The 23461-nt window shown below is 39.6% G+C and carries 25 protein-coding genes; 13 read left to right on the forward strand and 12 right to left on the reverse strand.

Features of this window, described 5'->3' with window-relative positions:
- Position 1 precedes the first annotated feature (1 nt).
- From L8106_RS13415 to cmoA, 3 genes are read left to right on the forward strand one after another with little or no spacing between them, the layout of a single operon-like run.
- Positions 2-1177, forward strand: a complete 1176-nt coding sequence (locus tag L8106_RS13415) for a U32 family peptidase (RefSeq protein ID WP_009784860.1) — start codon at positions 2-4, stop codon at positions 1175-1177.
- Positions 1170-1889: a tRNA1(Val) (adenine(37)-N6)-methyltransferase gene (locus L8106_RS13420; RefSeq protein ID WP_009784861.1), complete on the forward strand. Its 720-nt coding sequence runs from the start codon at positions 1170-1172 to the stop codon at positions 1887-1889. The genes L8106_RS13415 and L8106_RS13420 overlap by 8 nt, the downstream gene beginning before the upstream one ends.
- 4 nt (positions 1890-1893) lie before the next feature.
- The gene (gene cmoA / locus L8106_RS13425) at positions 1894-2655 is read left to right on the forward strand and encodes a carboxy-S-adenosyl-L-methionine synthase CmoA (protein ID WP_009784862.1); all 762 of its coding nucleotides are present in this window, start codon (positions 1894-1896) and stop codon (positions 2653-2655) included.
- A gap of 3 nt (positions 2656-2658) precedes the next feature.
- On the opposite strand, the gene L8106_RS13430 is transcribed toward cmoA, so the two are convergent.
- Positions 2659-3213, reverse strand: a complete 555-nt coding sequence (locus L8106_RS13430) for a Uma2 family endonuclease (RefSeq protein ID WP_009784863.1) — start codon at positions 3211-3213, stop codon at positions 2659-2661.
- A 147-nt stretch (positions 3214-3360) separates the two neighbouring features.
- On the opposite strand from L8106_RS13430, the gene cmoB reads away from it, so the two are divergent.
- From cmoB to L8106_RS13455, 5 genes are all read left to right on the forward strand, one after another.
- On the forward strand, positions 3361-4344 hold the full coding sequence (gene cmoB, locus L8106_RS13435) for a tRNA 5-methoxyuridine(34)/uridine 5-oxyacetic acid(34) synthase CmoB (protein WP_009784864.1): 984 nt from the start codon (positions 3361-3363) through the stop codon (positions 4342-4344).
- 11 nt (positions 4345-4355) lie between these two features.
- Positions 4356-5036 (forward strand): hypothetical protein, encoded by a 681-nt coding sequence (locus L8106_RS13440; protein WP_009784865.1) that lies wholly within the window; start codon positions 4356-4358, stop codon positions 5034-5036.
- Positions 5037-5073: 37 nt separating this feature from the next.
- Positions 5074-5751: a GDSL-type esterase/lipase family protein gene (locus L8106_RS13445; RefSeq protein ID WP_009784866.1), complete on the forward strand. Its 678-nt coding sequence runs from the start codon at positions 5074-5076 to the stop codon at positions 5749-5751.
- A 127-nt stretch (positions 5752-5878) separates the two neighbouring features.
- Positions 5879-6187, forward strand: a complete 309-nt coding sequence (locus tag L8106_RS13450) for a type II toxin-antitoxin system HigB family toxin (RefSeq protein ID WP_009784867.1) — start codon at positions 5879-5881, stop codon at positions 6185-6187.
- Positions 6162-6377, forward strand: coding sequence for a hypothetical protein (locus L8106_RS13455; protein WP_009784868.1), 216 nt, complete (start codon positions 6162-6164; stop codon positions 6375-6377). The genes L8106_RS13450 and L8106_RS13455 overlap by 26 nt, the downstream gene beginning before the upstream one ends.
- Positions 6378-6422: 45 nt before the next feature.
- On the opposite strand, the gene L8106_RS13460 is transcribed toward L8106_RS13455, so the two are convergent.
- Together L8106_RS13460 and L8106_RS13465 are read right to left on the reverse strand one after the other, a co-directional pair.
- Complete coding sequence (locus L8106_RS13460; RefSeq protein WP_009784869.1) at positions 6423-7316, reverse strand: metal ABC transporter permease; 894 nt, start codon at positions 7314-7316, stop codon at positions 6423-6425.
- A gap of 35 nt (positions 7317-7351) precedes the next feature.
- Positions 7352-8152, reverse strand: coding sequence for a metal ABC transporter ATP-binding protein (locus L8106_RS13465; protein ID WP_009784870.1), 801 nt, complete (start codon positions 8150-8152; stop codon positions 7352-7354).
- 104 nt (positions 8153-8256) lie between these two features.
- On the opposite strand from L8106_RS13465, the gene L8106_RS13470 reads away from it, so the two are divergent.
- Positions 8257-9213, forward strand: coding sequence for a metal ABC transporter solute-binding protein, Zn/Mn family (locus L8106_RS13470; RefSeq protein WP_009784871.1), 957 nt, complete (start codon positions 8257-8259; stop codon positions 9211-9213).
- A 121-nt stretch (positions 9214-9334) separates the two neighbouring features.
- On the opposite strand, the gene L8106_RS13475 is transcribed toward L8106_RS13470, so the two are convergent.
- Complete coding sequence (locus tag L8106_RS13475; protein WP_009784872.1) at positions 9335-10621, reverse strand: Glu/Leu/Phe/Val dehydrogenase; 1287 nt, start codon at positions 10619-10621, stop codon at positions 9335-9337.
- A gap of 520 nt (positions 10622-11141) precedes the next feature.
- Here L8106_RS13475 and L8106_RS13480 point away from each other — a divergent pair.
- Positions 11142-12296, forward strand: coding sequence for an ATP-binding protein (locus L8106_RS13480; protein ID WP_009784873.1), 1155 nt, complete (start codon positions 11142-11144; stop codon positions 12294-12296).
- Between the two features lie 3 nt (positions 12297-12299).
- Here the strand turns inward: L8106_RS13480 and L8106_RS34235 are convergent, their stop codons facing one another.
- Positions 12300-12452: a type II toxin-antitoxin system HicA family toxin gene (locus L8106_RS34235; protein WP_369748295.1), complete on the reverse strand. Its 153-nt coding sequence runs from the start codon at positions 12450-12452 to the stop codon at positions 12300-12302.
- Positions 12453-12601: 149 nt separating this feature from the next.
- On the opposite strand from L8106_RS34235, the gene L8106_RS13485 reads away from it, so the two are divergent.
- Entirely contained in the window at positions 12602-13774 is a 1173-nt protein-coding gene (locus L8106_RS13485; RefSeq protein WP_039896244.1) for an RNA-guided endonuclease TnpB family protein, read from the forward strand.
- Positions 13775-13814: 40 nt separating this feature from the next.
- Here the strand turns inward: L8106_RS13485 and L8106_RS13490 are convergent, their stop codons facing one another.
- From L8106_RS13490 to L8106_RS13500, 3 genes are all read right to left on the reverse strand, one after another.
- Positions 13815-14018 carry a type II toxin-antitoxin system HicB family antitoxin gene (locus L8106_RS13490; RefSeq protein WP_009784875.1) on the reverse strand — a complete coding sequence of 68 codons (204 nt, stop codon included), beginning with the start codon at positions 14016-14018 and terminating at the stop codon, positions 13815-13817.
- A gap of 108 nt (positions 14019-14126) precedes the next feature.
- Positions 14127-14867, reverse strand: coding sequence for a class I SAM-dependent methyltransferase (locus L8106_RS13495; protein WP_009784876.1), 741 nt, complete (start codon positions 14865-14867; stop codon positions 14127-14129).
- Positions 14868-14978: 111 nt separating this feature from the next.
- Positions 14979-15659 (reverse strand): HEAT repeat domain-containing protein, encoded by a 681-nt coding sequence (locus L8106_RS13500; RefSeq protein ID WP_009784877.1) that lies wholly within the window; start codon positions 15657-15659, stop codon positions 14979-14981.
- Between the two features lie 161 nt (positions 15660-15820).
- Between L8106_RS13500 and L8106_RS13505 the strand changes: the two genes are divergently transcribed.
- Positions 15821-18220 (forward strand): CBS domain-containing protein, encoded by a 2400-nt coding sequence (locus L8106_RS13505; RefSeq protein WP_009784878.1) that lies wholly within the window; start codon positions 15821-15823, stop codon positions 18218-18220.
- A gap of 10 nt (positions 18221-18230) precedes the next feature.
- On the opposite strand, the gene leuB is transcribed toward L8106_RS13505, so the two are convergent.
- Positions 18231-19325 (reverse strand): 3-isopropylmalate dehydrogenase, encoded by a 1095-nt coding sequence (gene leuB, locus L8106_RS13510; RefSeq protein WP_009784879.1) that lies wholly within the window; start codon positions 19323-19325, stop codon positions 18231-18233.
- A 391-nt stretch (positions 19326-19716) separates the two neighbouring features.
- Between leuB and L8106_RS13515 the strand changes: the two genes are divergently transcribed.
- Entirely contained in the window at positions 19717-20838 is a 1122-nt protein-coding gene (locus tag L8106_RS13515) for a sensor histidine kinase KdpD (protein WP_009784880.1), read from the forward strand.
- Between the two features lie 2 nt (positions 20839-20840).
- Here L8106_RS13515 and L8106_RS13520 read toward each other — a convergent pair whose 3' ends face one another.
- The 3 genes from L8106_RS13520 to L8106_RS13530 all read right to left on the reverse strand — a co-directional run bounded on the left by L8106_RS13520 (position 20841) and on the right by L8106_RS13530 (position 23400).
- Positions 20841-21737 carry an LD-carboxypeptidase gene (locus L8106_RS13520; RefSeq protein WP_009784881.1) on the reverse strand — a complete coding sequence of 299 codons (897 nt, stop codon included), beginning with the start codon at positions 21735-21737 and terminating at the stop codon, positions 20841-20843.
- Positions 21738-21956: 219 nt separating this feature from the next.
- Positions 21957-22172, reverse strand: coding sequence for a DUF2949 domain-containing protein (locus L8106_RS13525; RefSeq protein WP_009784882.1), 216 nt, complete (start codon positions 22170-22172; stop codon positions 21957-21959).
- Between the two features lie 679 nt (positions 22173-22851).
- Complete coding sequence (locus L8106_RS13530; RefSeq protein ID WP_009784883.1) at positions 22852-23400, reverse strand: DUF192 domain-containing protein; 549 nt, start codon at positions 23398-23400, stop codon at positions 22852-22854.
- Positions 23401-23461: the final 61 nt, after the last annotated feature.

The following is a 23461-nucleotide window of genomic DNA, read 5'->3' on the forward strand; positions in this document are numbered from 1 at the left end:
AATGCAATTTAATACCTTTATTTCGTCCATTTCTGATCTAGAACGGTGTGTTAATGCACCAAATCTACAAGAGGTTTTACTCGAACCTTTATTACTAGCTTGTCAAGGAAGACTCTCCCTCCAAGAAGTCGAGTTTCTCGCTTCTCAAGCCGTTGAAAGAGGGTTAAATCCGGTGTTAGTTTGGGATATTTTAATGCCAGAACAGATGATGATGGAAATCTGTCAAAAAATATCTCAGTATAATCTTAACCTATTTTCTGCAATTCGAGTCTGTGATCCGGGTGCAGCTTGGTGGGTAAAAACTCATTTTCCGCAGTTAAAAATACAGTTAATTGTAGAAACAGGAAATCATAATCTAGAAGCCTTGCAGGGATGGTGTGAGGTTCTTTCGGATTCATTAGAACGGTTGATTTTATCGATAGAACTTCCCGAAGCAAAACTGATAGAATATTGTCAAAAACTTCCCGTTGCTTGTGAAATTTTAGGCGTCGGACGAATTTTATTGTTTTATTCTCCCCGTTCTTTGTTGTCTAAACATCTATCGATTAATCCAGAAGAAACTCGTTATCTAGAAACAACTGTCGCCTCAGAAGAAAGTCATAATCGACCTTTTCCGACGTTAGAAACGGTGCATGGTACGTTTATGTTTCTTGATAAAGATCAGTTTATTTTAGATCAGTTAGCTTCTTTAGAAAAAGCAGGGTTGCAGACTGTACGTTTAGATTTGCGAAATTTAAGCCAAGATGGAAATATTGCGGTGAATATCGATAATATTTGTCAGCAAATCTTAGACAACCCAACAACACTAAAAACCAAATGGCCTAGACCTATTCGCGCACCTTTTTTTAAAACCAATCGTACAACTTCTATTTTTCATCGCATGAAGTCAAAGTCAAAATTAGCGACTTTTCATCATGAAATTGGACTCGCCGAAATTATAGCTGTGGAAAGTAAAACTTCTGTGATTTTTTATGCCTTAAAATCTTTTGAAATCACTCAAATTAACAATCTGATTCTTCCTACTGGTGAGGAACGAAAACTTCCTGAAGATATTGAATTCCGCAACTTACAAGGAGAAGTGATTAGCAAATGCGATGATGAACAAATCTTGATTACAAATTGGTTTAAAAAAGCAATGCCGGGTACTTTACTTTTAGGAAAAATGGAGAATGTCTAGGCGTTCTAACCCTTATTTTAGGTTCAAACAGTTTACTATTTTTCAAGATCGTTGTGCGATGAAAGTTGGAACTGATGGTGTACTATTAGGAGCATGGACAGATTTTACAAATACTCAAACTATATTAGATATTGGCACGGGAACGGGTTTAGTGGCGTTAATGCTAGCGCAACGTTCCACAGCCCAAATTGATGCCGTAGAAATTGATGAATGTTCCTGTATTCAAGCCAAAGAAAATATAGAATTATCGCCTTGGAAAGAACGGATTAAAGTTGATAATTTATCAGTTCAGGACTATACAAAAAGTTGTTCAAAGCGATATAATTTAATTGTCTCAAATCCGCCTTTTTTCGAGAATGCTTATAAAGCCTCAGAACAATCTAGAACAGTGGCACGACATACCAATTTTTTATCACAAGTTGATCTATTAAATGTTTCACAACAGCTTCTAGAGAAAGAGGGACGGTTAGCTGTTATTTATCCGACAGATGCGGCGAACAGCTTTCAAAAAATGGCACAAGAATTCGGTTTTTTCTGTAATCAAAAGTTGTTTATTAAACCGACTCCCAACCGTTCAATCAAACGAATTTTAATGGAGTTTAGTCAAAGCCAAAATAATCCATCAGAAAACACTCTAACCATTGAAATTGATCGACATATTTATACGCCAGAATTTATTGATTTAGTTAAAGATTTTTATCTCAAATATTAAACTAATGAATGATTTATTTAATACAGAACTGTATTTTACTTCCGAAAAAGATGAACTATTTGAGAAAGGAACCTGGCCTAAACCTTTTGTTTTTAATGAAGAAGTGGTGCGGGTTTTTGATGATATGGTTTCTCGTTCAGTTCCGCTTTATCGAGAAGTGGTTGCTTGTGCGGCGCATTGGAGTTTAGCCTATTATCAAGAAGGAACAAAAGTTATAGATATTGGTTGTTCTACGGGAACTTTTTTAGAATTACTCGGACGTTTTTTAAAAGAACCTACAATTTTAGTGGGGATTGATAGTTCTCAAGCAATGTTAGAAAAAGCTGAAAATAAGTTAGCTGAAATATCAAAAATTCATCAAATTGAACTGATTTGTAATCAAGCAGAAAACTGTTCTTTTAATCAAAGTAGTGTAGTCGTTATGAACTATACTTTACAGTTTTTACCTCTGCATCAACGTCACAGGTTACTACAAAAAATTTATCAGGGTTTAGTTCCCGGTGGTTTACTCTTTCTCAGTGAAAAAATTCGTTCAGCTTCTCCCCAGTTTCAAGAAACAATTACCCTGCATTATGAAGCGTTTAAAACTCGCAATGGTTACGCCAAAAACGAAATTGAACGGAAAAAAGAAGCGCTGGAAAATGTGTTAATTCCGCTTACAGAAAATGAACAAATTCAAATGCTGCATGAAAGTGGCTTTGAACAGGTTGACTCTATTATTAAACTCCACAACTTTATTTCGTTTGTGGCTTTAAAGTCTAAATAGGGTTTAAGAAAATATCAACTGTTGAACTTCGATTAAAATATCGGGAAAAGGTAGAGGTGAAATTGTTCCTGTTGTTAAGGTCAATTCTTCAGTATAATTATCATGACTTTGATTTCTAAAGACTTTTAACTCTAATCCTTTTAGATTCACTACCCAATATTCCTGAATTTTTGCTTCAGCATAGATAGATTTCTTTAAGCCCAAATCTTTCTCTAAGGAAGTGTTAGAAAATTCAATAATCCAAAAAATATTCTCGGGATAGGGATGATGATTTAGGTATTCTTTACCCAAAGGTTGAATAATTGCAATATCGGGTTCGGGTTCAGAATTATTTGGTAATGTTATCGGATGACCTTCACTAATTTGAGCTTGAGTCCTTAGCTGTTCCCGCAAATAATCACCTACAGAGCGACTATAATAAGCATGAGGTTCTCTCTCAGGCGACATAACAACTAAATCTCCTCTTAATAATTCTATCCGATCATCTTCTCGAATTGACCCTTTAGCGAGTGCTTCGTGATATCGGTCTAATGACCATTTAAACATTGTAACAGTCATCGTTTTTTCCTCAATACTTACTTTTTATTATGCAATATTTTCCTGAATTCTGTCTATATTATTTTATTTAATTTAGGTTTGATCAATTTTTTACTGTCAATTTAAGCTAAAATAAGAGGTAGTAATCTCCAACTCTCTTAAGCTTCAATGTTAGATAAACAGATGGGCTATGTCGCGCCTGACTATCTTGAACAATACAATGATGATATTGAATCTGAAACAATTTTAACAAGAAGACAGGAACAACAAGCAAAACGATTTGAAGCCAGAACCAAGCCTTATTATCAAGCGGTTCAAGCGGTGCAAGATATTCAAAGTAACGAGTTTGATTTTTCAGGTTCAGTGGTCAAAGTTGGTCAAGCAGATGAACTCTCTCCCGAACAACAGCAACGATTTAATCAAACCTTAAAAGCCTTTTGTCCATGGAAAAAAGGGCCATTTGAACTCTTTGGAACTCTCATCGATGCTGAATGGCGTTCGGATTGGAAATGGGAACGAATTTTACCCCATATTCAACCATTAAAAGAGCGCAAAGTTGCAGATATTGGCTGTCATAATGGTTATTTTATGTTTAGAATGGCGCATCAAAAACCTGTTTGTGTGATTGGCTTTGAACCCTATGCTAAACACTTATGGAACTTTCAACTGGTGCAGAATATTGTCCGACAGGAAATGCTTCATTTTGAACTTTTGGGCGTTGAACATATTGACCTTTATCCTGATTTTTTTGATACGATTTTCTGTTTGGGGATTTTGTATCATCATACTGACCCAGTAGGTTTACTGCGAAAACTGCACAAATCTCTGAAAAAAACAGGAGAAATTATTATTGATTGTCAGGGAATACCGGGAGATTTACCTGTAGCATTAACCCCTCAAAAACGTTATGCACAAGCGCGAGGGATTTGGTTTCTCCCGACTCAATCATGCTTGGAAAATTGGATGAATCGAGCAGGTTTTACCGATGTTAATTGTTTTTTTGCTGAACCCCTTTCAACGGAAGAACAACGCCGTACAACTTGGGCAGATATTGATAGTTTATCTGAGTTTTTAGATCCAACAAATTCTTCATTAACAATAGAAGGTTATCCCGCTCCCTGGCGTTATTATGTAATTGCTCACAAAGATTAACTCGGTTGAAAATGACATCATTTCCCCCATCAAAACAGTTGAACCTTGAGGTTTTGGGTCGCCTGTTTGAAAAGAGAACCAATTCCTATAAATATTTGTTTTTTCTCTCAATTTTAAATCTTATCCATGAACAAAAAGTTAATTCTGTAAATTTATTGCTCTATCAAACCCTGACAGTGGAAATGTTAACGCTGAGTTGGTATCCTCATTTTTATTCTCGGCTTGCTTTCGGAACTCAAGACAAAATTTCCGAGATGTTAAACGGTTTTATTTATAGTAATTTTATCCAATTTAAACCGCCTCAAATATTAACTCAAAATGACCTTAACCAACTCCGAAAAAATTTGGTGTTATCTCCCTTAGACACTCTCACTTCCCAACTGATGCGATATGTTCCCTATCGTTTAATTCGACCTTTTTTTGAATTGGAACTATTCGGCGAAAAAGATGGTAAAATCAATCGCAAAATCCGAGAGTTAAGCGAGGATTATTTTGAAAGTAGAAAACCCTTGTATTGTTTCGATGTTGAAAATCGGGGAATTTTGATTCATCCCGAGTGGCAAAATTATCTGAGTACAAGCTATAATTTATTATGGGATTGGGCGTTTTGGGAATGGGTAGACTATTTACAAGTTTTTAATCCCCAAATTTCCGATATCGCCAGTCGGCTATTACCGCCACGAAACATTTAAACTCAAGTTATATCTTTTTTATCGAGCAAGATTTGCGATGAAAACTCGTCGATGGTTCTGTTCTTTTCTCTTATTTTTCGCTACCATTCAATTTACGATAGGTTGTAGTCAGGGATTGGATTCTGTTAAAAATATAGATGGGGGAGTTGGTGAACAAATAATCGTTTTAGGTGATAGTATTGCATCCGGATATGGTGTCGCAGAAGCCGAAGCTTTTCCGAATGTTCTGAGTCGTAAATTGGGTTTACCCATTCTCAATCAAGGTGTCGCTGGAGATACCACAGCAATGGGATTAAATCGACTTCAAGGGGATGTAATATCCCAAAACCCTTGGTTGGTTATGGTTGAACTTGGCGGAAATGATTATCTTAGAAAAGTTCCTCTTGCTGAAACTGAAGAAAACTTACGACAAATTATTACTCAAATTCAACAACAGGGGGCGATTGTTGTTTTATTGGGAATTAACCCCGGTTTACTCAATGATCCTTACAAAGAAATGTTTGAAAAAGTTGCTCAAGAAACCCAAGCTTATCTAATTCCCCAAATCTTTAAAGGCGTTTTGGATAATCCCAAACATCGACAAGATGATGTGATTCATCCGAATGCAGTTGGACAGGAAATATTAGCCAGTCGTGTTGCTGACGATTTGCGTCCGTTACTCAAAGAGGCAAAATGGCCAGCCAGTTTAATGAAATACAAATCCTCCACTGATTAAATACTGATAAAATTGCTTAAAGTTGATGTTCATAAGTTTTCGTTACCTAACAGTATGGATGATTATACTGTTAAAAGGTGGCGACCATGGCAGTTGTTGGAATCTTCGGGAAATAGTGGTTTAACTGATGAGAGTTATTAGTCGTAAAGCATTGCGGAAATTATGGGAAAAACACGCTGATGCCCAGTCTCCTCTGTTGCTTTGGTATGAACGTATTACCACTGACCAATTTACTTCATTGAATGACCTACGGCAAACTTTCCCCTCCGCAGACATTGTTGAGAACTTCACAGTCTTCAATATCGCTGGCAACCGCTATCGTCTCATCGCATACATTGACTATGAGTATAGAATGGTATTTATTCGATCAGTTCTAACTCACGCAGAATATAGTAAGGAGAAATGGAAAAATGACGAGTGGTTTAAAGACTCCTAGCCGTTACTACTTAGAACTTATCATCGCATTCCCCCCTCGCCCAATAACCAATGAACTTGAATACGAAGCCACGCAAGCACAAATTAATAAAATTTTAGACAAGCCCCAATTAAACTCGGACGATCGCGCCTATCTAAAAATTCTTGGTCTGACCATCTACGACTATGAAGAACAAACCGAATCCTTTTGAAATTATTGCAAAATGAGCATATCTGAATGCCAAATACAAAGCCTTTTAAGAACGATTAATTAAATTTTTTAACTCTTTTAAAAAGGCGGGTTGTTGGGTGGTTGTGGGTGGATGAGTGAGGAGTCCTTGAGTCGGACTAAATAGAAAGGCTAGGGTAAATAATCCCGATGCAACTAACACAATAGCAGGGCCAGAAGGAAGGTTAAAATAGTAGCTGAGATACATTCCGCTAATACTCGAAAGTACCCCAACTCCTACCCCACAAAACATCATATGATGTAAACGACTAACGAGTAAATAAGCAGTCCCCGCTGGAGTAATTAACAGCGATAAAACTAACACCACCCCAACGGCTTTTAAACTAGCGACAATGGTTAAGGCGATTAACACCATTAACCCAAAATTAAGTAAGTTTACAGGTAAACCAACGGCTTCTGCACCCAAAGGATCAAAGGTATAAAACAGTAGTTCTTTATAGATTAAAACGACAATTAAAATCACAATTACCGCAATAATTGCAGTATCTCGAACCTCTCCCAATGTTACGCCAAGAATATTACCAAACAAGAAATGATTGAGGTCTATTTTGTTGTCTTTTTGAATAATAGTAATTAACGTAATTCCCAAGGCAAAAAAGGCAGAGAAAACAATTCCCATCGCCGCATCTTCTTTAATATTACTGCGAGTCCGAATTAAATTAATAAAAACGGTACTAATCACCCCCGCAATAAATGCACCAATAAAAATATTCGCACCCACAATATAGGCAATAGCTAATCCTGGTAAGACAGAATGACTAATCGCATCCCCCAATAAAGCCAGCCGTTGTACCATCAAATAACTACCAACAACCGCACAAATTAAACCCACTAAAATCGCAACAATCAAAGATCGTTGCATGAAACTATATTTTAAAGGTTCTACTAAAATATCCCACATCTGATTTCACTAACTTTCAGCTACTCCTTTTAAACTTAAGCTGCATTTCCCGAAAAGAACATTACCTTTCCGCCATAAGCCTGGTTTAAGTTTTCTTCTTGAAGAACCTGTTGACGGCGACCCGCAGCAATCAGTTCTTTATTAAGCAAAATGATATCATCAAAATTAGTAATTGATTCTCCTAAATCGTGATTAATCACTAATACTAATTTACCTGAATCTGCCAAATCCCGAAATATTTTAAAAATAATATTCTCGGTTTTTTGATCAATCCCGACAAACGGTTCATCAAAACAAAAAATCTCTGCTTCTTGGGCTAGACTTCGTGCTAAAAATACACGCTGTTGTTGACCCCCCGATAATTGACCAATCGGACGATTTTTATAAGCAGTCATTCCGACTCTTTCTAACGCCTCCGCCACTCGACGATGACTCACGGTAGAAAAGCGATGAAACCACCCCGTTTTACGAATTCTTCCCATCATTACCACATCCCAAACTGTCGCCGGATAAGTCCAGTCAATTTGCGATCGCTGAGGAACATAAGCCACGCGCTGACGTTGTTGACTCAGGGGTTGACTTCCGTATAAAACCGGATCACCCGTCGCCGGAATTAACCCTAACATCGCCTTCATTAGTGTACTTTTACCCGCTCCGTTGGGGCCAATAATTCCAGTTAGACGTCCGGGTTTGATCTCCAGAGAAATATCTCGCAACGCCTCAACGCCTCGATATTGAACGCTGATGTTATTTACCGTAATTCTCGGAATCCCCATAGAGACAGATTCCAGTTGAGCAGAATTAACGCTATTGTCAAAGAATCGTAGGGTGTCCATCGCTTGATTATTTGTCGCTACAGTCTATAGAGTATCACAAAATGAAAGAATTATGAAATAATAAATGAAAAGAATATGAAAATCATTCAAAAGAGAGGTTAAACGTGGGTATTGATCAGGCTTTAAACTCTGTCTTAAGGCTGACGACAGTAGGAATTATCTTGGGAACTCTATTAAGTAGTTGTACCCAAGATGTTGCAAATAATCCCGATAATGATCAACCCAAAGTGGTTTCAACCAGTACGATTATTGCGGATTTAACTGAAACCGTTGGCGGTGATGAAATTGAACATCAAGGAATATTAGAACCCGGTGCCGATCCTCATGTTTATGAACCTGTTCCTCAAGATAGTATTGCTTTTGAAGAAGCAGATTTAATCTTTTATAATGGCTACAATTTGGAACCCGGATTAATTAAGTTAATGAATGCGGCGGGAGTGGGTGCAAAAAAAGTTGCAGTTGGGGAAATTTCCTCACCTTTAGAGATGGAATATAAAGGACAAACTGAACCAGACCCCCACGTTTGGGGAAATGTAGAAAATGTTATAATTATGGTGAATAAGATTCGAGATAATTTAATCGAACTCTCGCCCGAAGATCAAGAAATTTTTACTCAAAATGCAGCTCAACTGATCCAAGACTTACAACAACTCAATACTTGGATTACCCAACAAATTGTTACAATTCCTGAAAACCAACGCCGATTAGTGACAACTCACGATGCGTTTCAATATTATGCGCGTGCTTATGGTTTAGAGATAACCGGAACTTTAATTGGGATTAGTACCGAAGAACAACCGAGCGCCCAAACGGTGAGTCAGTTAGCCGATTCGATTCGCAAAAGTAAAGTTCCAGCGATTTTTGCAGAAACCACAATTAACCCCAAATTAATCACAACTGTCGCCCAAGAAGCAGGAGTTAAATTAGCCCCAACTGAACTTTATTCCGATTCTATTGGTGCGCCCGGAAGTGAGGGCGATAGTTATGTTAAAATGTTAGTATCAAATACCGAAACTATTGTGAATGCTTTAGGGGGAAAAGTAACCGCTTTTCAACCGTAGGGTGGATGACATAAATTAACCAAAAATCCCATTTAAGTAGGGTGTGTGACAGAAGTTTACCAAGAATCCTAACAATTGAATTCAAGGTTGTCACCCACCCAAAAATTATTAACCGGACAATTTACGGATACAACCCTCGATCGGTTAACGCCTGTGCCACACGACCCACTCCCAAAGTATAAGCCGCCAAACGCATAGAAACGCCCTGTTTTTGTGAACGTTCACTAACTCGATGATAAGCGTGTACCATCAATTTTTCCATTTCTCGGTTCACTCGTTTTTCATCCCAAAAAACATAGGATTGACCTTGCACCCATTCTAAATAACTCACAACCACACCCCCCGCATTGGCGAGAATATCGGGTAACACCATCACGCCTTTTGTTTCTAGCATTTGATCAGCGATTAACGTAATCGGTGCGTTAGCTGCTTCTACGACAATTTTTGCTTGAATTTGAGCCGCATTTTCTTCAGTAATTTGATCTTCCAATGCTGCTGGAATCAAAACTTCACAAGGTAAAGTCAATAATTCTGCATTAGAAATCATTTCACCGCCTGAAAATCCGGCAATGCTATAATTATTTTCAACAACATACTGTTGAAGTGCGGGAATATCTAATCCCTGTTCGTTAAAAATTCCACCTGAAACATCAGAAACCGCTAATATTTTAGCACCCGCTTCATGGAACAGTTGTGCTGCTGCCGCTCCGACTTTTCCGAAGCCTTGAATGACAATCTTAACGCCTTTTAAACGGCGATTTTGTTCAAGTAAAGCCTCCCGCACAGCAATCATTACGCCGCGTCCTGTGGCTAAATCTCGCCCTTTAGAACCGCCAATTGACAAGGGTTTTCCTGTGACAACACCTGGAATTGCCCGACCCATATTCATAGAATAAGTATCCATCATCCAAGCCATTTCTCTCGATGAGGTGCCAATATCGGGGGCGGGAATATCTAACTCAGGGCCGATATCTTTAATGAGTTCACTCACATACCGACGGGTAATCCGTTCGAGTTCACCTAAACTATAATGACTGGGATTAATAGCAATTCCGCCTTTTGCACCCCCATAAGGAATTCCTAATAAGGCGCATTTCCACGTCATTAACATCGCCAGGGCAGATAATTCTTGTAAACTAACGCCTGGATGATAACGAGTTCCGCCTTTGTAGGGGCCAAGAACATCACAATGTTGCACCCGATGTCCGGCGAGGACTTTGACTTGGCCGTTATCAAGTTTAACGGGAATGGAAACGGTGACAACTTTGCGGGGTTGTTCGAGGATGACGATTACATTTGGATCGATTTGGAGTTCGTCTGCGGCTTGTTGCAAATAGCTACAGGTGCGATCAAAAGGGCAAATGTAGGCAGGTGTCGGTGCCGCAGGTGCTTGTAGTGATGAAACCATGAATTTAACCTCTTAGCGTGTCGTGAAGACTGAAAGAGAGGAAATTGAGGATTACATAGAAAGAGGGAACAGGAGTCAAGCTTTTTTCGCCTCCTGTACTTCTACTTATCCATTTATCGTATGAATTCCTTGATCCCTAACTGGATTTCCTCTATTTCTAGATTAACTTACAATTTGGAATTTGAGTAAAAATTGTAAAATTTGTTACATTTTTAGGTTTCAACCTGTAGTGTCTATCTATCGGGCTGAGGGGCAGAAGATCGGGATCACCGATAATTTAGCTACAATAACGATAAAATTAAACAAAAGACAGATGCGCTTTGGTTCATAACGTGTATTTTAGATTATGTTAAGTTCAGCTCAACTTTTGCCTGTTAACGGTTTAATCTTTCAGAAAATTTTCGTTGTCTTTGTCCAAAATAAAACAACTGATCATCATTTCAGGATTGACTGATAAAGCAACGTTCAATCAGCATTTTAACAAACAGTTTTGTAAAAACGAATCAACAGGTTGTGAGTAATGAGTCAGGCTAAGATTCTGATTGTTGAAGATGAATTTTTGATTGCTCAGGGGTTAGCCCGTAAACTAGAAAAGTTAGGTTATCAAATCATTGATATTGTGGCGTCAGGGGTAGAAGCGATTCAACGAACTCGTGAATTTTACCCAGATTTGATCCTAATGGATATTGTAATCGAAGGAGATTGCGATGGTATAGAAACGGCGGCTGAGATTTATAAATCTTATTTTATTCCGGTGATTTATGTCACCGCTTATGCCGATGATCAAATTTTAAAACGCGCTCAAGGTACCGGATCTTATGGTTATATTCTTAAACCTTTCAATGAACGAGAACTACACGCAACGATTCAAATTGCCCTCAGTAAACATCAACAAGCGCTCCAACTTCAACAGTCTGTAAAAAATGCAGAAACTAAATGTCAAGAAAAATCCCGACACCTTTCTCGGGCTTCTCATAATTTACGCAACCGTATGACTGTCATCCAGGCAATTGCAGGAATTTTGCATGAATACGGAGAGCAGTTATCGACTCAGAAAAGACAAAAGCATCTAGACTTAATCCGCACTTCTATTCAAAATATGGATGAGATCCTCGAAGATGTTTTATTTTTAATTCGTTCAGAAGCGGCTCAACATCCCTTTCAACCGGAACCGATGGATCTGATTGAATTTTGTGAAAATTTATTTGAAGAATATAAAACATCTGTCACCGAAAAGCATACTCTACAATTAAATTATAATTGCAATTATTATCAAGCAAATCTAGACCGGAAACTTTTGTATTATATCTTGAGCAATTTACTCTCAAATGCAATTAAATATTCTCCAGATGGAGGGCAAATTGTTTTAGAGATTAGCTGTGATTTGCAACAAGTAGTCTTTCAGGTCAAAGATCAAGGAATTGGAATTCCACCCAACTACTTTCAAAAACTGTTTGAACAATTTGAACGGGCTACTAATGTCGGTAAAATCAAGGGAACAGGGTTAGGACTTTCTATTGTTAAACAAGCGGTTAGTTTACATCAGGGTGAAGTTAGCGTTGAAAGTGAACTGGGTAAAGGAACAACTTTTACTGTGAAATTACCTCTGACTTTATCTTCAGAAAAAATAGAATTTCAAACTAATAAAGTCTATGAATGTTTAGAGAAAAGTTAAACACTATTGAATATCTGACTCTTTTAACTCTGCTATCTTCATCAATGCTTTCAGGGTTCCTATCTTTAAATCCTGATTTTTATGGACTGGAATCGATATAATTTTTTGCTCCCCTGGCTTTTCATAAATGTGATGACTTCCCGTGATTTTTCTCAGAACCTACCCTTTTTTCTCAACAATTTTGCAGAACTTTTTACCTGAAATGGATTTCATCTGAATTTGGCGTGGAAACCCTCGCTTTTAGCGACGGGAGGAAACGCCTCTTTTAATTACAAATTCACAGACTGTATGCTAAACTGTAAGACATGGTTGAAAAAGCTTACCGCTACCGACTTTACCCAACTCCCGAACAGGAAAGCCTGTTGAGGAGAACATTGGGGTGTGTGCGACTGGTGTACAACAAGGCACTAGCTGCACGCACCGAGGCGTGGTATAAGCAGAAAGAACGAGTAGGCTATTCTCAAACATCTTCGATGCTAACGGGGTGGAAAAAGCTTGATGAATTAGACTTCTTGAATGAGGTCAGTTGTGTTCCACTTCAACAAGGTCTAAGACACTTACAAACTGCGTTTACTAACTTTTTTGGGGGTCAAACAAAGTACCCAAATTTCAAAAAGAAACGTAACGGTGGCAGTGCTGAATTCACCAAGTCAGCCTTCAAATTCAAAGAGGGTAAAGTCTATGTTGCCAAGTGCAAAGAGCCTTTACCCATACGTTGGAGTCGTCAACTTCCTAAAAATTGTAAACCATCTACCATCACGGTCAAACTAGATCCGAGTGGTAGATGGTTTGTTTCTTTGAGAGTTGACGACCCAACCAACCATCAACTCAAACCCATCAATAAAAAAGTGGGAATTGATCTGGGAATTACCAGTCTGTTCACCACTTCTGACGGGGTTAAAGTTTCCAACCCCAAACATTTTGACAAACTATACAAAAAACTCCGACTCGCTCAAAAATCTTTAAACCGAAAAATTAAAGGCTCAAAGAATAGAGAGAAAGCCCGAGTCAAAGTGGCTAGAATAAGCGCAAAAATCGCTGATTGCAGACGTGACCATACCCACAAGCTAACGACTCAACTGATTCGTGAAAATCAAACAATCGTCGTTGAGGATTTAGCGGTAAAGAACATGGTCAAGAATCACAAATTAGCCAGAGCAATCAGCGACGCTAATTGGGGAGAACTTATCCGACAACTCACCTACAAAGCGGAGTGGTACGGACGAGAATTAATCAAAATAGATCGTTGGTTTCCCAGTTCAAAGCGATGTTCCAATTGTGGGTATATTACAGAAAGAATGCCGTTGAATATTAGAGAATGGGATTGTCCTAAGTGCGACTCTCACCACGACAGAGATATCAACGCCTCAATTAATATTTTGGCCGCAGGACTTGCGGTGTTAGTCTGTGGAGCGACTGTAAGAGCAGAACAGAGTAAATCTGTTAAGCCGAGTGCAAAGAAGCAGAAACCCAAATAGTGATGTTTGGGAATCCCTCGCCTCTGGCGACGGGAGGATGTCAAACTGTGACTTCCACAATCTGGCTATCGGGTTCAGGAGTGTAAGAATTACTTGCAACCTCTAACCAACCTTCTATCCCATCCTGAAGATTGGTTAAAACTTCCTCCATTGTATCTCCTTCAGTAATACAGCCTGGTAAAGCTGGAACTTCTGCCCAATATCCACCTTCTTCTGCGGTATGTATCACTGCTTTAATCTGCATCAGCCTTGTTTAGCTAGAATTTTGATGATCATTATTCTAACATTCTTTTGTCTCTGTTTCAGAAACTCCAAAAATTATCGATTCACCCATCCATTATAATATCTGCTTTCAAACTTGTAGGAGATAAAAAACATATCCATAATCAGCAGAATATTGACGATAGAGATCAATTTCACGTTGATGAAGTTCAATCACCGCTAGTTTCTCCGCATTATCTTGATACTTTTGAGATAAAGTGATCAATTTTTGTTCAAGCGGTGTGTAATAATTCACCCACCAAGCCAATTCTGGAAGAACAAAATAATCAACTAAACGATATCCAGCTTGATTAATTAGGGTTAAATTAGATTCAATATCCTGCATTTGAGGATATTCTTCCGCCCAAAATTGTTTTAATTCTTCGGGTGGATTAGAACAAATCCAAGAAATCTCCGTTGCTGCTAAATACCCTTTGTCTTTTAACAGCGGTTTCCAACACCGAAGCGCATTTTTAAACCCAATACTATAAGCCGAACCTTCCGCCCAAATCAGATCAAAACTGTTTGGATTAAATTCAAGCGCTGACATATCGGCGTTAACAACTTCAACCCGATCTTGAACTCCCTTTCTCACTGCTTCCTGATATAATTGTTCGAGAAAAGGTTGATGATTATCAACGGCGATTATTTTACCGTTTGAGAGTTCAAGCAGATGAAAAGTTTGCATTCCCGGCCCACAACCCAAGTCCAAAATAAGCGGTTGGGGAGGTAAATCTGTTAACAGAGAATAAGCCCTTTGTGTTGACTCAAAATTACCCGGCCCTTCACGGGGTAAACCTTGATGAATCTCGAAAAAAATCTCTAGGTTCATATTAAAAAATACCTGAGTTTAAGCACAAGTTGATCAACAATGTCAAAGAAAAAAAGATCGGGAAATGGGGAGTCCAGCCCCCACATCCTACTTCCTAACTCCGTTTAGGGTTTACAGAGTTTCAGCTTCACTCAAACGACGAAGTGAGAATTCCGCCGCTTTCATCACTTGGGGATGATTATCTTTAGCTAAATATTTCAAAGCTGCTATACTCTTAGGACTGGGTAAGTTTCCTAACGCTTCTGAAAGCCGTTGTCGCACTAACCAATCTTCCGACTGAGCAAACCGTAAAATCGCGTCAATCGCATCTTTATCTTTGATCTCACCCAACGCTGCGATCGCCGCTTGTTGAATCACAATCTCTTTTGAGTCTAACGCTTGTATCAGGGCATCGTGAGCGCGAATATCCTTGAGATTTCCTAAAGAAACAGCCGCACTAAACCGCACTAACCAGTCTGTATCTTCATAAAAAGCACGCACCAAAGGTTCAAAAGCTCGAATGTCTTCAAGATACCCTAAAGCACCTGCTGCATCCGCTCGAATCCCGTAATCTGGATCAGATTCCAACAATTCGACTAAAATTGGGTAGCACTCCTCTGTTGGTTTGATACCCAGTGCAAACACCGCCATCGAACGGATCGGTAAATTGGGATCATTTAAGACCTTCTTGATCAATGGAACTGCTTCTGTCGGGGAAACTTGTCGCAAAGAGGCTAACGCCAACATCCGATCGCGGGAGTTTTCGCTTTCCAGTTGAGTTGCAATGGTTTCTAGACTTAAAGGTTCATTCATGGTGGAAAACTTATCAAAACTTTACATTGGAATTGCTTTGATCTTAATGGAGTCAGAAGATCTACGCCACAAAGTACATTGAGGTGAAGATGCTGCGCTCCCCCACAGATCGGTTTAGGGGTGAAATGATCCACATTTTTATTCATATTTCTTGAGGAGTTATGCCCGTCAACCCACTACCTCAGTATTCTTCCGCCTTAGAACAGGCCATTGATCGGAACCCGATTATCGTTACACCGGACACCTCACTTTATGAAGTGATTCAGTTAATCGGTCAGCTTAATCGGAGTAACCCTTTACCGACTGTTCAGACCCCAGAGAATGGCAACGGATTAGATCGATTGCTGGACTCCAATCAAACTCAAGCTGACTGTGTTTTGATTGTAGACGGAGAAAAATCAACTTCGTCATCGGAAACTTCGACTTTACAGGGAATTGTCACTGAACAGGAGATTTTGCAATTATTGGCAACAGGATTATTAGATTATCCGGCGGAAGTTCGCTTGCACAAAACCCGAATTAGTGAGGTGATGTCGCCTTCGACTGTGAATTTAGTCGAATCTGAAGATCAAGATATTTTCACTGCTTTATCGTTGTTTCGACAGCATCAAATTTATCATTTACCCGTTCTCAATTCTCAAGGATATTTGCGAGGGGTGATTACTCCAGAACGAATTCGGCGAGTGCTACAACCGTCTAATATTTTGCGTTTACGACGAGTCGGGGATGAAGTCACGCGCAAGCCTGTCACTGCACCTGCGATCACTTCGTTGCTAAGTTTAGCGCAAATGATGTCGGCTCACCAAGCCAGTTGTGTTGTCATTTATCAATCTTCTCGCAAAAAACAACTCAATCCCATTGGAATTGTCACAGCATTTGATATTGTCCAAGCTCAATATTTAGAATTAGATTTATCTCGAATCACGGCTGAAACCGTAATCGCCGGAAGTTCATTTTTTAGTCTAAAATCAGGTGATTCTCTCTGGGTTGCTCACCAGGAGATGCAACACCAGCAAGTGCAACGATTGATTGTTTGTGGTGAACAAGGAGAACTGATTGGAATTATCTCTCAGATGAGTTTGTTGCGAATGCTCGATCCGACAGAAATGTATCGGGTGGTTCGCAATTTACAGCAATCTGTTGATCAATTACAATCTGAAAAATTTGATTTACTCGAAAGTCGAGCCGCTCAACTCGAAGCCCAAGTTCAAGAACGCACGGCGAAACTGTATGAACAACTTCAACGGGAACGCTTATTTGCCAAGATTTCTTTTCAGATTCATCAATCACTTGATATTGAGGATATTCTAAATACAACCGTTGCAGAAGTGCGGTTAGTATTAAGTGCAGATCGAGTGCTAATTTACCATGTGATGGCAAATCAGGCGGCTCATGTTGTGGCTCAATCTGTAGCTCCGGGATGGCAACCCCTCCTCGATAAAAAGTTAAAAAAACAGATTGTCAAAGATTATTTGACTGCCTTTGAAACGGATTCAGTTTATGCGATTTCTAATTTACAAAATAGCAGATTAACACCACAAGAACTCGAACGTTTAAACCAAGAGCAAATTCAAGCTTATCTTGTTGTTCCGATTCTCCAAGATGGGCAACTTTGGGGGATGATTGCCGCTCATCAATGCTCGACTTCTCGTCAGTGGCAGCCTTCAGAAATTACCGTTTTACAACAGTTAGCAACTCAACTGGCGATCGCGATTCAACAAGCTCAATTATACCGTCAAGTTCAAGATTTGAATACCGATCTCGAACGTCAAGTTCAAGAACGAACCTCAGAACTTCAACAAAAAGTTAAGGAACTTCAGCAACTCAATAAGCTGAAAGATGATTTTCTCAGTACCGTTTCTCACGAACTGCGGACTCCTCTAACTAATATGAAAATGGCAATTCATATGATGAAGTTAGTCTCGCAAAATGAGCAAGTTCAACGCTATATTAGTATTTTAGAACAGGAGTGGACAAGAGAAACAAACTTAATTAATGATTTGTTGGATTTACAAAAACTCGAAGCCTCATCAACGCCGATTTCTTTAGAAACTGTGGAGTTATCCCAATGGCTACCTCAGATGCTTCAACCCTTCTATTCTCGAACTCAAGAGCGCCAGCAACTCCTTAATGTTAAATATCCTAAAAATCTGCCTTCTATTCTCAGCAATTCTAGTAGTTTAGAACGAATCTTAGCAGAGTTGCTCAATAACGCTTGTAAGTATACCCCGAATGGTGGTGAAGTTTGTTTAACCGTCCGAGACGAAACAGCAACTGAAACTCGCTCTTCAAAAAAATCTTCTAAAACGAAGAATAATGAAGAAGATTCAAAACCATTGGGGGTGAAATTTACGATTACAAACCAAGCAGAAATTCCAGAAAAAGAAATTCCCAAAATCTTTGATAAATTTTATCGAGTTCCCAATGCTGATCCCTGGAAACAAGGCGGAACGGGGTTGGGTTTAGCTTTGGTACAGAAATTAGTTGAACAACTGCGAGGAGAGATTAAAGTCAGTAGTCAAAAGAATTTAACCACTTTTACCGTTGAATTACCTCGATAATTCCTCATACCTAAGCATCTGCTTCGGCGAGTGCTAGAGCGAGTATTTCTCCCATTTCCCGACATCCCACAAGTTTCATCCCTTCTGATTTGATATCTCCGGTACGATAACCCCAATCCAGCACTTTCAGTACAGCCTGTTCGATTTTGTCTGCCGCAGAGGGTTGATCTAAACCATAGCGTAACATCATCGCGGCACTGAGAACTTGAGCGAGGGGGTTGGCTTTATCTTGTCCAGCAATATCGGGCGCCGAACCATGTACAGGTTCAAATACCCCTGGCCCCGATTCTCCTAAACTCGCCGAAGGAAGCATTCCAATACTTCCCGTCAGCATCGCCGCAGCATCCGAGAGAATATCGCCAAATAAATTCCCCGTCACAATCGTATCAAACTGTTTAGGCCAACGGACTAACTGCATGGCAGCATTATCAACATAAAGATGAGATAATTCAATCTCAGGATATTGATCAGCCAGTTGTGTAATCCGATCTCGCCAAAGTTGAGAGACATCAAGAACATTCGCCTTATCGACAGAACACAACTTTCCGCCTCGTTTTTTAGCCGTTTCAAACCCCACTCGTCCGATGCGATCAATTTCCGACTCGGTATAAGCCATCGTATTGACTCCCCGTTTCTCTCCGGTTTCCGTCTCAAAAATTCCTTTAGGTTGACCGAAGTAAACGCCGCCTGTTAGTTCTCGAACCACCATGATATCAACCCCTTCTACAACCTCTCGTTTCAGGGAGGAAGCATCCACTAAATGAGGTAAAATAGTAGCGGGGCGTAGATTAGCAAATAACCCTAATCCAGCTCTCAGCGCTAATAGTCCCGTTTCTGGACGTTGATGACGAGGTAAATTATCCCATTTATACCCCCCAATTGCAGCTAAGAGTACCGCATCACTTTGGCGACATTGCTCTAGAGATGCAGCGGGTAAAGGTTCTCCTGTGGCATCAATTGCAACACCGCCAATTAATGCCTCTTGAAAGTCAAAGGTGATCTCTAATTGTTGACCAACGGCTTTGAGGACATCTACCGCCACTGCCATAATTTCAGGGCCAATGCCGTCGCCAGGAAGAAGAGTAATGCGGTAGTTCTGAGTCATAGGAATTCTAGATGGAGGAGTTGAAAATTTTAGGTAGGGTCAAGGTTTACAGTTTGAACTGTAATTTAGCCTATAATCATACCAAAATATCGCTCAACTCTCAAAGCCATTAAAAATTTAGATTGGAATTAAATTTTGTGGTGTTTATATCGTAGTTTCTATTGGTTGTCAGGATGATGTTACGGACAAACTTACCTGTAGATATAGGCAAAACTTAGTCGTCGTTACTTCTGATTGCTGAAGAAAAAGGACTTTTATTGACCCGTGAACTCAAATCTCAAGTCTGACTCTTGCCGTTTAATCTCTTGAGACAATAGCATAGAATAGAGTAAGTAGAGTATTGATGACTCTCAGTTAAACTTTTCAGGCAACAGATGGGTGCAAGTGATCAATGAGAAAAAAACGACCACAGCATATTAAGATTTGGCAATACACCTCGATTGGGTTTGCTGGTTTAGCTGGATTGATTTTTCTCACTGCGGTTGCTCAATCTCTTTTATCTCTTAGTTGGATGACTTATGGTTTTTGTATCTTCATTGCTATTCTCGCTAGCATCGCAACTTTCATCTGTTATAAACAACAATATAAATTACAAGAAGAAAAGGCTGAACTGGCAACCTTACTCGATCAAACCACAGAACGGTTGAAGGCTGAAAAACTTGAACTTGAACAAGTGCTAGCTTTAACTCATGATCGATGTTGTACAATACAAGCTCAAAATGCAACATTACAGGAAATAAACCGTCGCAAAGATGAGTTTCTTCGGCAGACTTCTCACGAACTGAGGACACCAATGAATGGAATTATTGGTTCACTCCAGTTGTTACTGGATGATTTGTGTGATGATCGTGAAGAAGAAATAGAAATGCTACAACAAGCTTATCAATCTTCTATTCATTTACTGACTTTACTCAATCAAGTTTTAGATTTAGCTAAGATAGAATCCGGTCGAGTCACTGTTGAGATTAGAACTGTTGATTTACATTCGAGTTTGTCGGCTGCAATTTATTTACAACTCGCCAATATTCGTCAAAAGAACTTATTACTTTATCGAAAAAATCATCAAAATATTCTTAGAGTTAAAGCCGATCCAACCAAACTTAAACAAGTTTTTATTAATGTTATTGGCAATTCGATTAAATTCACCGAAAAAGGAAGCATCACGATTTCAACTCAAATTGAATCTCGAGTCATTTCTTCCAAAACTAATAAGCCTGAAGAAATCCTGATGGCGATTATTACCATTCAAGATACTGGAATTGGTATTGACCCCTCTACTCAAAATCGACTGTTTCAACCCTTCCAAGTTGAAGATGAATCCCGTTCTCATCCTCTCGGAAGTACGGGGCTAGGTTTGGTCATTTCTAAACACTTAGTTGAGATGATGGGCGGTCAAATTAAACTCTATAGTGCTGGAAGAAATCAAGGAACAACAGTGGAAATTTTATTACCTTTAGCAGATACTGATACTGATCATGAGATGGAAAACGAAGTCACTATCATTGAATCCTGAAATTATTCGCTCAAACAATTTAAAATTCCTCTCTCTGCATCTAATTCTGCTATAATTCCCACAGGTAAGATCGCATTAGCTCCGTCGTGGCCAAATGGCAGATCAGAAACAATTGGAATCCCTAAATCTCCTAAGCGATCGCGCAAAACTTCTTCTAACTTAAAACTATTGGGGTTGAGATTTTTCTCCCACTGACTAAAGCGCCCTAAAGCAATTCCCCCAACTTGTTGTAACGCTCCCGTCATCCGCCAATGGGTTAACATTCGATCAATGCGGTAGGGTTCCTCATTGACATCCTCAAACGCTAAAATTGCACCGGATAACTGGGGTTGATAAGCAGTTCCTAGCAAACAAGTCGCCACTGTCAAATTTCCCGGTAATAGCCGTCCTCGCACTGTTCCATTTCCCCATCCGGTTCCCTGTAGGGGTTCAATTGGACGACCTTCCAACCAATCAAATAAACGTTGAATTGACCAGTCGGGTTCTTCCCCTAAAGTCGTTAACACCGGGCCATGTATACCTGTGGTTTTCCGAAGACTTCCCCACAGTAAAGCAGTAATATCTGAAAAACCGATTAAAAACTTAGAAGTGCAATCCGGTTTGAGTCTTTCCCATTGCCAATTTTCCAGCAAACGAGTCGCCCCAAAACCGCCTCTAGAACAAATAATACCCCGACAATCAGGATCATTCAAAGCTTCGGCAAATTGATCACGTCTAGCCTGATCCGTTCCGCCCAGATAACCCCATTGATGATCATAACCCACAGTCAGTTCTAAATCATAACCTCGCGATCGCCAAATTTCTAAACCTTGTTCAAACCGTTCGAGATCACGCAGCGCACCACTCGGAGTAATCACTCGTAAGCGATCGCCCGGCTGTAAGCCTGATCGATCCACCATTTTCTACTCCCCTATATCGCGAATGCTGAGACTTCTTGATCATTTGAGAAAGCTGATCATACAGCCTAACTAAATCAAGTTTAGAGGGGATAAAATCTGGGCTAACTCGAAGACTTAGCAAGCCCATTTTATCTGCCCTACCCTACATTTTCAATTGTCTTGAAAAGGTCAACGAAGCCACCCACATCTGAAGTGTGAGGCTTTGTATTTGGTCATTAATTAAGCAGTTTCTAACCAATCAAAGATTTTATCGAGTTGTTCTAAAGTCACCAATCCATACTGCAAAAGAGTCATTGATAGTGGATTCGGATCACGATATCTTTGTTTTTCATTAGACGTAGCTTGAGCCTTCTCCGCAAAAGCGATCTGGGCTGGCGAAACACATAACTCTTCTTGTAAAAATCGCACAAATCGAGAGTAGGTGTTTGGTGTCATTTTGGTATTCACCTCCCCTTTAATAGACACCATTGTGTAATGTAGATAGTTATTTTGAAAACAACACTAAGCCAGTTTGTTTTTTGTCTACCTGCAATTTCAGCGTTAAAAAGTCAGACTTTTTTGAGTTCTACACTCACACTGATTGTTGATCTACATTCACTGTAAATCAAATTCCGAACTCTTTTGAACTTTTGCACTCCTCACGGTTGCCGATGATCAGCAACTCAACAGTAACCCAATTCAGTTACTTGTTTAGCTATGCGTAGTTATAGGCTTAATCTCAATACAATTTCGCGGCTCACTACTACAACAGCTTCTTCAAAGGATTGAATCTGTCCGGGGTCAGAATCTAAGAACTCGCTCCATCAAGTCATGGGTACTTTATCAATCAAATTTGATCGCTTACCCTAACCCAAAAATCGAAGCAAATACCCGGGTCGCAATCACGATCCGAAATCGGGATACCTGTATTGCGCTCAAGCTTTCATTTGTCTCTCACACCTGAATCAACTAAGCCAATGGCTCACTGGAAGTCGGATAAACTTTAGACGCTAGAAATGATAGCGTAGCAAATTTCTTGACTTGTGGATAGACTTTATCATTAAATTTTTATCAAATCCAGTTAAACTTTGTAAAGATTCTGTAAAAAAAATTTTTTCCGATCATTTAGAAGAATCTAAGGGCGATCAGAGTTCAGATATTCAATCTCAATGCGATCGCCGGGTTTCACTCCCAACGCTTGAGTTCGCCCTCCTCGCACTTCAATCACTTGGTCTACTGGAACCTGAGGGCCATAGGTGGGACAAGGTTCTGTTGTACAGGGAGGCGCACCCACCTGAATCGCTTGAATCACGCCATTACGGATGAAAATCATATCCAAAGAAATTTTACAATTTTTCATCCAAAAGCCGACAACCCGAGGCGGAGAAAAGGAAAATAGCATTCCTCGGTTATCCGGTAACGAAGTCCGATACATTAGTCCAAGTTGTTGTTGAGTCGGAGTGCGAGCGACTTCTAGTTGAATCACCTCACCTCCAAGGGTTGTCTGGGCTGTTATCGGGAGCATTTGACCTAAATTTTCTTCAGATGGGGATGAAAACTGAGCGATAAAATCAGGAGAGAAAAAAAGTTCCAGTGTTGAAGCCGTTTGCAGGGGGAAAACAATACCACTCAACACCGCCCCCAGTCCAAGGGGGAGTAAACAGAAAGCCAAAAATTTGCTCATGGAAAATCGTTAAAAAACCGAATAAGAGGTCAGGCGAATATAGAATTACCGATCATGTTGT

This window comes from Lyngbya sp. PCC 8106 (assembly GCF_000169095.1).
In the GTDB taxonomy this organism is placed as follows: domain Bacteria; phylum Cyanobacteriota; class Cyanobacteriia; order Cyanobacteriales; family Microcoleaceae; genus Capilliphycus.

Excerpts from the sequence above, each read along its gene's own strand:
- L8106_RS13415 (WP_009784860.1), top strand. The coding sequence starts at position 2 with ATGCAATTTAATACCTTTATTTCGTCCATTTCTGATCTAGAACGGTGT.
- L8106_RS13420 (WP_009784861.1), top strand. The coding sequence starts at position 1,170 with ATGTCTAGGCGTTCTAACCCTTATTTTAGGTTCAAACAGTTTACTATT.
- cmoA (WP_009784862.1), top strand. The coding sequence starts at position 1,894 with ATGAATGATTTATTTAATACAGAACTGTATTTTACTTCCGAAAAAGAT.
- L8106_RS13430 (WP_009784863.1), bottom strand. The coding sequence starts at position 3,213 with ATGACTGTTACAATGTTTAAATGGTCATTAGACCGATATCACGAAGCA.
- cmoB (WP_009784864.1), top strand. The coding sequence starts at position 3,361 with ATGTTAGATAAACAGATGGGCTATGTCGCGCCTGACTATCTTGAACAA.
- L8106_RS13440 (WP_009784865.1), top strand. The coding sequence starts at position 4,356 with ATGACATCATTTCCCCCATCAAAACAGTTGAACCTTGAGGTTTTGGGT.
- L8106_RS13445 (WP_009784866.1), top strand. The coding sequence starts at position 5,074 with ATGAAAACTCGTCGATGGTTCTGTTCTTTTCTCTTATTTTTCGCTACC.
- L8106_RS13450 (WP_009784867.1), top strand. The coding sequence starts at position 5,879 with ATGAGAGTTATTAGTCGTAAAGCATTGCGGAAATTATGGGAAAAACAC.
- L8106_RS13455 (WP_009784868.1), top strand. The coding sequence starts at position 6,162 with ATGACGAGTGGTTTAAAGACTCCTAGCCGTTACTACTTAGAACTTATC.
- L8106_RS13460 (WP_009784869.1), bottom strand. The coding sequence starts at position 7,316 with ATGTGGGATATTTTAGTAGAACCTTTAAAATATAGTTTCATGCAACGA.
- L8106_RS13465 (WP_009784870.1), bottom strand. The coding sequence starts at position 8,152 with ATGGACACCCTACGATTCTTTGACAATAGCGTTAATTCTGCTCAACTG.
- L8106_RS13475 (WP_009784872.1), bottom strand. The coding sequence starts at position 10,621 with ATGGTTTCATCACTACAAGCACCTGCGGCACCGACACCTGCCTACATT.
- L8106_RS13480 (WP_009784873.1), top strand. The coding sequence starts at position 11,142 with ATGAGTCAGGCTAAGATTCTGATTGTTGAAGATGAATTTTTGATTGCT.
- L8106_RS13485 (WP_039896244.1), top strand. The coding sequence starts at position 12,602 with ATGGTTGAAAAAGCTTACCGCTACCGACTTTACCCAACTCCCGAACAG.
- L8106_RS13490 (WP_009784875.1), bottom strand. The coding sequence starts at position 14,018 with ATGCAGATTAAAGCAGTGATACATACCGCAGAAGAAGGTGGATATTGG.
- L8106_RS13495 (WP_009784876.1), bottom strand. The coding sequence starts at position 14,867 with ATGAACCTAGAGATTTTTTTCGAGATTCATCAAGGTTTACCCCGTGAA.
- L8106_RS13500 (WP_009784877.1), bottom strand. The coding sequence starts at position 15,659 with ATGAATGAACCTTTAAGTCTAGAAACCATTGCAACTCAACTGGAAAGC.
- L8106_RS13505 (WP_009784878.1), top strand. The coding sequence starts at position 15,821 with ATGCCCGTCAACCCACTACCTCAGTATTCTTCCGCCTTAGAACAGGCC.
- leuB (WP_009784879.1), bottom strand. The coding sequence starts at position 19,325 with ATGACTCAGAACTACCGCATTACTCTTCTTCCTGGCGACGGCATTGGC.
- L8106_RS13515 (WP_009784880.1), top strand. The coding sequence starts at position 19,717 with ATGAGAAAAAAACGACCACAGCATATTAAGATTTGGCAATACACCTCG.
- L8106_RS13520 (WP_009784881.1), bottom strand. The coding sequence starts at position 21,737 with ATGGTGGATCGATCAGGCTTACAGCCGGGCGATCGCTTACGAGTGATT.
- L8106_RS13525 (WP_009784882.1), bottom strand. The coding sequence starts at position 22,172 with ATGACACCAAACACCTACTCTCGATTTGTGCGATTTTTACAAGAAGAG.
- L8106_RS13530 (WP_009784883.1), bottom strand. The coding sequence starts at position 23,400 with ATGAGCAAATTTTTGGCTTTCTGTTTACTCCCCCTTGGACTGGGGGCG.